We start from the raw sequence: 8,434 nt of genomic DNA, 5'->3' as shown, positions 1-8,434 counted from the left end.
CCTCGGACTGGTCTCAATACTGGATACGATAAACCGGCTTAATCGCATAACCTGAACCGCCGTATACGGAACCGTACGTACGGTGGTGTGAGAGGACGGCGGATGTGAATCCGCCTCCTACTCTATGCCTGGTTCAGATCGGTCTTGTTGGTCGCTGCATCGTCCACCACTTCGCCGCAGCTACTGTTAAGGCTGACATTGCCTGCTGCGCCAATGCTGCGGTATTCCTTGCGCAGTTTTTCCAGTTCTTTACGGTCCAGGCCATCAAGGCTCAGCACAGCGTTTTGCGCATCCTTGGAGACGCGCAGCAACTCGTCGATCTTGATATGCAGGATGTCGTTGTCGCGGTTTTGCGTGTTCTGGATCAGGAACACCATCAGGAAAGTGATGATGGTGGTCGAGGTATTGATGATCAGTTGCCAGGTGTCGTTGTAATGGAAATAAGGCCCGCTGAGGCTCCACAGGAAAATCAGTGCGACAGCCGCGTAGAAGGTGCGGGCACTGCCTGCCCAGCGGGACAGAGATTGGGAGACTGCAGAGAATTTCATGATCGTTGTTCCTTGACCGGTGGGTGATGAAATTATTGACCGCAGGCGTGCTTTGAAATTTCTTTTTACATTTGAGGATTTGAACACAGTAGTGCTTTTTCCTCCGGCTATTAGGAATAAGCCTACTTCGCCTTATGAATGGCCGGAGCAAGACTGGATTTTTATCCCGGTGTTTTCCCATGCACGCTAATGCCACCTGCGACTTGCCCACGCTCTACTGTAAAACCGAAGAGCATTTTTTTGCCGCGGTGTGCTCAACCCATCGCCGCTACGGCGACGGTATCAACGCTTATTTCACCGATGAGTATTTCAGTCCGTTCAATTTGTTGTTTATCCGGGTCGGCAGCACCTTGCCGGACAACGCTTTGGCCGCACCGCTGGAGCTGGTCCGGCGTACCACGCAGGCAATACGTGTGGTGATCCATGAGGAAAAGCTCGAAGCGCTGGGCGAGGTATTTTCGGCGCACGGCTTTAAGCCCGCCGAAAAGACCACCGCGATGGTGGGTGACCTGGCGGGCCTGGCTCCATGGCGAGGCGAGAGCGGTGTGCAGATCCAGCTGACGCGGAACATGCACGATTGGGCTGAGCCCTTTGGCAGTGCGTTCATGAGAATGCCCGAGGAGGTTGCGCGTTATCAGGCCCGCCATCAGCGGGCCCTGAACGCGGGTCAGGCGCTTTACCACTTCACCTTGTCCGATGAGGGGCAGGTAAGGGCTTCGCTGGTGTTGTCCCTGTGTGACGGCGGCGCCCGGCTTAGCGATATCGGCACAACCATGGGGTTTCGTGGCAGAGGGTACGCCTCTCAATTGATCCATGCCGCTCTGCTGCACGCGTCGAGCCTCGGGGCCCTGCGATGCTTTCTAGAGGCCTCGCAGGGTGCCTTAGGATTGTACCGGCATCTGGGTTTCGAGCCTTTGTACGAGTGCCAGGCCTTTACCCGTGACGCCATTGCAGACGCGTAATCAGAGGGCCAGCGTTGCCTGGCCGCGATCTTCAAGCGCCAGCAAATACTGCTTGGCCTCCAGGCCGCCGGCAAACCCGGTCAGCCCGCCCGAAGCACCAATCACCCGGTGGCAGGGCGCAATGATCGAGATGGGGTTGCGGCCATTGGCTGCGCCTACCGCGCGCACGGCCTTGGGGTTGCCGATCTGCTGGGCAATCTGGCTGTAGCTGCGGGTTTCGCCGAAGGGGATGGTCAGCAATGCCTGCCAGACTTGTTTTTGGAAATCGGTGCCGTCGAAATCCAGCTCCAGATCGAACTGGTTGCGGGTGCCGGTGAAGTATTCCCGTAGCTGACGCTCGGTTTCCAGCAATACCGGGCTGTCGTCGGCTTGATGCAACTCGCCCAGACGCACGCGATTGGCGCGTTCTGTTTCCCACAGGATGGCGTTGAGTTTGCCGTTGCGCGCCACCAGGGTGAGCTGGCCGACGGGGGAAGGCATGAGCTTGTATTGGTAGGGCATGAGCGGACTCCTTGAAGATGTAGGGGGCCACTATCCACCTTGTGGGCGGTTGGGAAACCCAGTTTCTTGCGGTCAAATTCTACTGGGACTAAATGCTCCAGTGAATCCAGTTACCGGAACCATAGGCCCAAGCGACGAAATAGATGAACCAGACGATCGAGGGCGTCGACAGTGCTACCCATGAACCGAGGTTAAGTAACGCAAGTGCGGTTGCGCAGAGTGTGATGCCTCGGCTGGCGTTCTGCCTTGAATACCAGACGCCATAGATGGATCCCGCCAGAACCGCTATCGACGCCAGGCTCCTCAGGCCGAAAGGGATTGGCGTCAGCGGTAACAGCAGTGGAATGATCAATACCAGCCCCACCACCTTTCTAACGACTTGGCTCTCAGTTTTTTGTACAGGCACGCGCATTGGCTCTGCTCATGGGTAAGATATGTGCGCATTTTTAACGAAGGTCGTCTTCGTCGCTTTAGGAATTTGCTTAAGTCAATGTTCCTGCTGCAGAACCTTTAGTGCTGCCGATGCCAGAAAGCCGGAACGGCTTTTTTCTTCAGGATGATGCAACACGTATTCATCAATTCGATTCAGCAGGTAACCCGGCAGGGTGATATTGAGCTTCTGCGCTTTGCCCAGATATTTAGTGACATCAATATCAACCAAGGCCCAAATGCAGTCGGCATATTCCGGGTTGGCCGCGTGCAGGGTGACTTTCTGAGCGGTGGGAATCGGCGCGCCATCCTCTGCAAGGATTTCGAAGTGCCCTTCGATGGCTTCGCGGGCCATGGCCATGGCGTCGTCCAGGTCGTCGCCGGCGGAGTAGCAGCCAGGGATATCCGGCACTTCCACGCCCCAGGCGTTTTCCTGGTCACCGGTTGAAATTGCGATGGGGTAAAGCATGTCTATTGCCCTCCAGGGACGCTCAGCTCAGCAGCGCCTGTTTCAAAATGCTCTTGGCGGTCTTGTCCAACAGGTCTTTCTTTGGATGAGGAATCGTCACCAGCCCCGGTTTGGTCGGGTGTTTGAAGTGGTGATGACTGCCTCGGGTACGCACCAGGTACCAGCCGTCCGCAACAATGTGACCTATCAAATATCGGCTATCCACAGCACCTCCTTGTGGTGTGTGTTGGTGGTGACTATAACCACTGACAATAATTTATCAACACTCTACCTACCGACGGCTGACGACCGGCGTTTCGGTAAGTGCTGAATGAAGTGTATGAGCCTTTGAAAACGGCGTCGTAGAGAGGTATTGCGGGGATTTTCGAGGTGTTACTCGGTGTGTAAAGCCTGGGCGAGTACGGCGAGAAATGCGTCAGCCAACACGCTCTTGCTGGCTGCAGGTGTCAGCACCAACAGCTGCGCACAGGCATCCACCTCGACCATGGGCTTATAGGTGACGCCCTTGTTCATCAAGCTGCGGGTACATTCGGGCACCAATGCCACGCCCTGCCCGGCGGCCACCAACGCAATGATCGAGGTGATCTGCCGCCCGGTCGGCCCGGCCCGCAGCGGCACGCCGTGGTGTCGGTACAACTGCTCGATCGACTGATTCAACCCCGACCCATAATCGGGCGGAAACAGAATCAGCGGGTAAGCACTGAGCTGCGCCAGGCTCACCTGTGCCTGGCCGGCTAACGGGCTTTCACTTGAAACCGCCGCCCACAAGCGCTCCTCACCCAGCGACAGCGCTTGCACGGCCGGGCTTTGCGGCAGCAGACGACTGAGGCCGATATCCAGGCGCCCATCTGCCACCTGTGCGCCCAGGCTGCCGGAAGCGCATTCCACCAAGGTCAACTGCACATCGGGAAAACCCTGGGCGAAGGCCTGGATCGCCTGGCTGAACAGGTCCGACAGCACGATCGAACTGACGTAACCCAGGGTCAGTTGCCCAGCAGTCCCGGCGGCCAATTTACCGGCGATTACCTGTGCCAGTTCCACCTGTTCCAACACGCCACGGGCATAGGGCAAGAACGAACGGCCCTGGGCGGTGAGGGAAACCGTGCGGCTGGTGCGATCAAACAACTTGAAGCCCAACTCCGTTTCCAGCGCCGAGATCTGCCGGGTCAGCGGCGGCTGGGCCAAGTGCAGGCGAAGGGCTGCGCGGCCGAAGTGCAATTCTTCGGCGACCGTCAGAAAGTAACGCAGCTTGCGTAGGTCGAGCATCCTGATCCTTGGGTATTGATCGGTTCGAATTCGGTATTGGTTTAAGACCTGCTGGCCATTCTATAAAGACCTCACAAAATAAAACGAGAGGTTTCATGAAACCGCGCCTGCATTGTGCCCGCCTTGCCCTGTTCCTGTGTGGCTGCGCGGCGTTTCTTAACCTGTATGCCACGCAGAGCATCCTGACCACCTTCGCCGCACAGTTTCATATCAGCGCCAAGGCGGCGGGCTGGAGTATCACAATTACCACCCTGGCCGTGGCGATGACCGCGCCGTTTGTCAGCCGGCTGACCGCGCGCTTTGAGCAACGCACGGTCATTTCCGTGGCCGCGCTGTTGCTGGCGCTGCCCGCGCTGATGACCGCCTACGCCGGCAGCTTTGCCGAAGTGCTGGTGTGGCGTTTTGTGGAAGGCATGTTGATCCCGGTGGTATTTGCCACCAGCGTGGCTTACATCGGCGACCGTTGGCGCGGCGCCACGGTGACCGAAGTCACCAGCCTCTATGTGGCAGGCACCGTGCTGGGCGGGTTCGCCGGGCGCTTCATCACCGGCGTGACGACCGAATATGTCGGCTGGCGCGAGGCCTTCGAATTGTTGGCCGTGTTGAGCTTGATGGTCGGTGGGTTCATTCAGTTTTTGCTGCCCGATAACCGGCCGCGAGTCGCACCGGTCAAGGCTTCTTCGTCAGGCATTTTTCGCAAGCCATTGGTGGCTGCCTACGCCGTAGGGTTTTGTGTGTTGTTCTCCCAGGTTGCGGCATTTACCTACGCGGGCCTGTACCTTGGCCTACCGCCTTTCAACCTCGGGCCTGCGGCCTTGGGCACGCTGTACATGGTGTTTCTGCTGGCCTTGATCGTGATCCCGATCGCCGGTCGCCTCAGCAAAGCCCGGCCCCACGCCGAGCTGCTGGCTGTGGCTGCCGTGCTGGGCATCAGTGGCTCGGCACTGACCCTGGCCCCGTCGCTGTGGTGCATCGTGGTGGGCCTGGCGCTCAGTTCGACTGGGGTCTTTCTCGCCCAGGCCGCCGCCAATGCATTTATCAGCGCCACTGCGCAGGGTAACAAGGCGGGTGCCGTGGGCGTTTACCTCACGTGCTATTACCTGGGTGGCAGTTGTGGTGCCATCGTTCCCGCATTGATGTGGGAGCGCTGGGGCTGGGCAGGGTGTGTAGCGCTGATCATCGGTTTTCAACTGCTGACGTTGTTGATCGCCCTGACTGGCTGGAAGCCTCTTAAACCTGAGTTGATCCAAGCCTCATGACCGACACAATCGCTGTGCCTGCCCGAGAAACCTCTAACCAGCACGGCGCTGCTGATCATAGCCGCCGTGTACCTGCCGCTGAATGGCCTGATGGTGATGCTGCCGCTACTGGGCCTGATGCTCAATGGCACTTCTTCAGTGCTGTGCGGCGCCATGCCGGACCTGGCGGCGACGGGAAAACGCGAGCAAGCATTTGCGGTGTTCTACACCGGCACAATCGGCGGCGGCGCGCTGGCGCCGGTGGTGTTTGGTGGTGTGCGCCTCAGGCAATCGAGTGACTGCTGGAATGCCCAGGCCGAGCCAGCAGATCAATGCCCAGTGAGTGAAGCACCTTCAGAACCGTTTCAAAACGCGGTTTGGCGCCTGGGGCAAATGCCTTGTACAAGCTCTCGCGGCCTACACCCGCATCAGTGGCGATCTTTGTCATGCCACGGGCTTTGGCGACGTAGCCTAATGCTCGAAGAAACTCCTCGTTATCACCGTCTGCCAGCACCTGAGAAAGGTATTCGCTGATGGCCTCATCACTGTCGAGCAGCTCGGCCATATCAAATGTCGTCAGTGTTTGAGTCATGCTCAAACCTCCTTTGCTAATTGCTTTGCCCGCCGGATATCGGCCTCTTGTGATGACTTGTCGCCACCTGCCAGCAAGATGACGACCTCCCTGCCGCGCAGGGTGAAATAAACGCGATAACCCGCACCAACGTCTATCCGCATCTCTGAAATACCGCCGCCCAGCATCTTGAAATCACCCAGGTTTCCCACACTGGCTCGCTCGATACGTCGAGCAATGGTGATTTTTGCTCGCAGATCGCGGATTGCCGAGCACCAGTGAGTGAAGGCTTGGGTTTGCTGGATCGAATAACGCACGGGGCCTCACAGAGTTTCACTGTATCTACTTGGATACGGGTTGGCAAGCGACATGACTGTGTCGAAGGCTGGGGAGAGTGATGCGAGGGCGTGCCGGTTTCAAACCTTCTTCAGGGTTTTCCTATTGCCAGAATTTACGGTCTGAAGGAGAACGGTACAGCGGTCCTGAATGTTGCGTTATTGCCTACACAACACTCAGAATCGTCTGAGTTGTACGCCTTGGACGAGCGCTTTAAGGTTCGTTTGCCGCTGCCCATCAGCGGTCGGGTTTAGTAGCTCGATTTGATCAACGGCGTATGGCTGTCCTATCAGTCAGGCATTTCGATGTCTGTTCTCAATGGTGGCTGTACGCAGGGCACTTTCGGGTGCGCCGGTTTCGTTGATCCGCCGGTCTACTAACCTGCATACAGCCGCCACCCATTGTTTAGTAGCTCTGGAAGGTGGTCCTTATCGAGGATCAACAGATGTGTACTGACTCTTGCAACCCAACCGCGACCCTATTCAGCGTTCGCCCTGAAGCCAACACCGAAGCCTTGCTCGCCAACGCCTACGAAACCATTGCTGGCGCCGGTGCCATGACCACCGAGTTCGCCGAAAGCCTGCCTTCTCAGCATCGCTACCTGGCCTTGGCCATTCAGCAAATGATCGAACTGGGGCTGATGCTGGTAGAAGCGGCGCAAGACCGCGTCGACCGCGCCGCGTAGGTTTTTCACCCCCTGCAACAGGCTTGCCTTCCCAGGCCGCACATACCAAGGGGAAGGGGAGCCAGATACCCTGCATCGGAACAGGTCGCTCAGGCATGAAGCCAAATTTAGAACATAAAAAAACCGGCCACCAAGGGCCGGTTTTTTTATGCATCTCCCGCCAGAACCAACCTGACGCAAGACCAAAATCTGAGTGGAGCGGGTAGAGGGAATCGAACCCTCGTCGGAAGCTTGGGAAGCTACTGTTCTACCATTAAACTATACCCGCTCAGAGCGGCTGACTTTGTACCAGATGTTCGCCGGGATTTGAAGTTTTTCTTCGAAAAATGTGTGAGTTACCTGTGGCGAGGGAGCTTGCTCCCGCTGGAGTGCGAAGCGCTCCCAAAATTGTGGGGCCGCTTCGCACCCCAGCGCAAGCAAGCTTGCTCGCCACAGTAAGCCGCCTTTCAAATCGCAAACGCATGCTGCGTCTGGCCCTGGTGATAACGCAACCGGCTCACCTGGCGTTCTGGTTTCAAAAAGCCCACCACCGCATCCCGGCTATCCCTGCAGGCCGCCTTGTGTTCCATGTCCAGAAAATGCCCGGTCGCCTGGATGGTGCTGAAGCTGCTGTTGGCCACGTGTTGGCCAAACAGCTTGGCATCCTCGGCGCTGGTGTACTCATCCCATTCGCCATTCAAAAACAGCACCGGAATGTCGATCTGCCTGGCGGCCTTGAGGTAGCACAGCCGGTCACTGTTGAGCACATGGCTGATGTGGAAGTGCATCTGCCCGTATTCATGCTCGGCCAGGCCGCTCACATGCTTGTAGTTGAAGCGCTTGAACAGTGACGGCAGGTGTTTGCCGATGGTGCTGTTGACCAGGTGGCCGACGCTGTGGCGATCCAGATTGCCCAAGTAGTCGACGCCGCGTTCGAGGTAGTCGCGCATGGGGGTGTTGATCACCGGCGAGAACGAGCTGATCACGGCCTTCTCCACGCGGCGTGGCCGGTGGGCGAGGGCGACCAGGGCTGCGGCACCACCCCAGGAGAACGACAGCACGTGTTCGGCGCCGAAGTGGTCGATGAGTTCCAGCAGGATCTGGCCTTCGACTTCCTTGGTCAGCATGTGCTCATGACGGTTATGGATTTTGGAGCGGCCAGCGTAGGGCTGGTCGTACAAAACCACGTTGAACTGCGGGTACAGGCTTTTCACGGTTTGAGCGAAGGATGCCGTGGTGGCCATGGAGCCGTTGACCAGGATGATGGTCTTTGCAGCAACGTCCGCGCGATAGAACTCCGTGTAAACCCGATACTGACCCTGTATATCCAACACAGCGATTTCTGGCCTCATGTCGTTAGACTCCTGGCAAGCGGGTAGGGCGCGCAGATCACTCTGCACGAGCTTTATGACAGGTAGGCATACGCCTGGAATATGAGGCCCATGTCGGT

At 57.7% G+C, this 8,434-nt stretch carries 12 protein-coding genes, 1 tRNA gene and 1 pseudogene; 4 read left to right on the top strand and 10 right to left on the bottom strand.

Translation table 11 applies throughout. The features are described 5' to 3' along the window. Positions 1–122 precede the first annotated feature (122 nt). Positions 123–548 carry a low affinity iron permease family protein gene (locus ACTD9P_RS11425; RefSeq protein ID WP_438867815.1) on the bottom strand — a complete coding sequence of 142 codons (426 nt, stop codon included), beginning with the start codon at positions 546–548 and terminating at the stop codon, positions 123–125. A 179-nt stretch (positions 549–727) separates the two neighbouring features. Here ACTD9P_RS11425 and ACTD9P_RS11420 point away from each other — a divergent pair, with 179 nt between their 5' ends. Continuing rightward, a complete protein-coding gene (locus ACTD9P_RS11420; protein WP_438867814.1) occupies positions 728–1,510 on the top strand; it encodes a GNAT family N-acetyltransferase in 783 nt (260 codons plus the stop codon). Here ACTD9P_RS11420 and ACTD9P_RS11415 read toward each other — a convergent pair whose 3' ends face one another. From ACTD9P_RS11415 to ACTD9P_RS11395, 5 genes are all read right to left on the bottom strand, one after another. After that, the gene (locus tag ACTD9P_RS11415; RefSeq protein WP_438867813.1) at positions 1,511–2,011 is read right to left on the bottom strand and encodes a methylated-DNA--[protein]-cysteine S-methyltransferase; all 501 of its coding nucleotides are present in this window, start codon (positions 2,009–2,011) and stop codon (positions 1,511–1,513) included. A gap of 88 nt (positions 2,012–2,099) precedes the next feature. Then, a complete protein-coding gene (locus tag ACTD9P_RS11410; RefSeq protein WP_438867812.1) occupies positions 2,100–2,423 on the bottom strand; it encodes a hypothetical protein in 324 nt (107 codons plus the stop codon). A gap of 75 nt (positions 2,424–2,498) precedes the next feature. Then, positions 2,499–2,909, bottom strand: a complete 411-nt coding sequence (locus tag ACTD9P_RS11405) for a type II toxin-antitoxin system HicB family antitoxin (protein WP_438867811.1) — start codon at positions 2,907–2,909, stop codon at positions 2,499–2,501. A 22-nt stretch (positions 2,910–2,931) separates the two neighbouring features. Beyond that, complete coding sequence (locus tag ACTD9P_RS11400; RefSeq protein ID WP_017736377.1) at positions 2,932–3,114, bottom strand: type II toxin-antitoxin system HicA family toxin; 183 nt, start codon at positions 3,112–3,114, stop codon at positions 2,932–2,934. Between the two features lie 167 nt (positions 3,115–3,281). Continuing rightward, positions 3,282–4,175 (bottom strand): LysR family transcriptional regulator, encoded by an 894-nt coding sequence (locus ACTD9P_RS11395; protein ID WP_438867810.1) that lies wholly within the window; start codon positions 4,173–4,175, stop codon positions 3,282–3,284. Positions 4,176–4,270: 95 nt separating this feature from the next. Here ACTD9P_RS11395 and ACTD9P_RS11390 point away from each other — a divergent pair, with 95 nt between their 5' ends. Both ACTD9P_RS11390 and ACTD9P_RS11385 read left to right on the top strand, forming a co-directional pair. Beyond that, complete coding sequence (locus ACTD9P_RS11390; RefSeq protein WP_438867809.1) at positions 4,271–5,434, top strand: MFS transporter; 1,164 nt, start codon at positions 4,271–4,273, stop codon at positions 5,432–5,434. A 36-nt stretch (positions 5,435–5,470) separates the two neighbouring features. Next, positions 5,471–5,692, top strand: a pseudogene (locus tag ACTD9P_RS11385) (MFS transporter); the annotation flags it as partial. 4 nt (positions 5,693–5,696) lie between these two features. Here ACTD9P_RS11385 and ACTD9P_RS11380 read toward each other — a convergent pair. Both ACTD9P_RS11380 and ACTD9P_RS11375 read right to left on the bottom strand, forming a co-directional pair. After that, positions 5,697–6,005 carry an addiction module antidote protein gene (locus ACTD9P_RS11380; RefSeq protein ID WP_438867808.1) on the bottom strand — a complete coding sequence of 103 codons (309 nt, stop codon included), beginning with the start codon at positions 6,003–6,005 and terminating at the stop codon, positions 5,697–5,699. Between the two features lie 2 nt (positions 6,006–6,007). After that, the gene (locus tag ACTD9P_RS11375; protein WP_200430715.1) at positions 6,008–6,301 is read right to left on the bottom strand and encodes a type II toxin-antitoxin system RelE/ParE family toxin; all 294 of its coding nucleotides are present in this window, start codon (positions 6,299–6,301) and stop codon (positions 6,008–6,010) included. 464 nt (positions 6,302–6,765) lie between these two features. Between ACTD9P_RS11375 and ACTD9P_RS11370 the strand changes: the two genes are divergently transcribed. Next, positions 6,766–7,005, top strand: coding sequence for a DUF6124 family protein (locus tag ACTD9P_RS11370; RefSeq protein WP_200430714.1), 240 nt, complete (start codon positions 6,766–6,768; stop codon positions 7,003–7,005). A gap of 194 nt (positions 7,006–7,199) precedes the next feature. On the opposite strand, the gene ACTD9P_RS11365 is transcribed toward ACTD9P_RS11370, so the two are convergent. Together ACTD9P_RS11365 and ACTD9P_RS11360 are read right to left on the bottom strand one after the other, a co-directional pair. Then, a tRNA-Gly gene (locus tag ACTD9P_RS11365) sits at positions 7,200–7,273 on the bottom strand. A gap of 178 nt (positions 7,274–7,451) precedes the next feature. Then, positions 7,452–8,336, bottom strand: coding sequence for an alpha/beta fold hydrolase (locus tag ACTD9P_RS11360; protein WP_438867807.1), 885 nt, complete (start codon positions 8,334–8,336; stop codon positions 7,452–7,454). Positions 8,337–8,434 lie beyond the last annotated feature (98 nt).

This window comes from Pseudomonas onubensis (assembly GCF_965653655.1).
In the GTDB taxonomy this organism is placed as follows: Bacteria; Pseudomonadota; Gammaproteobacteria; order Pseudomonadales; family Pseudomonadaceae; genus Aquipseudomonas.
Note: the sequence above shows the minus strand (reverse complement) of the source record. Positions and strands in the feature narration are given on the sequence as shown.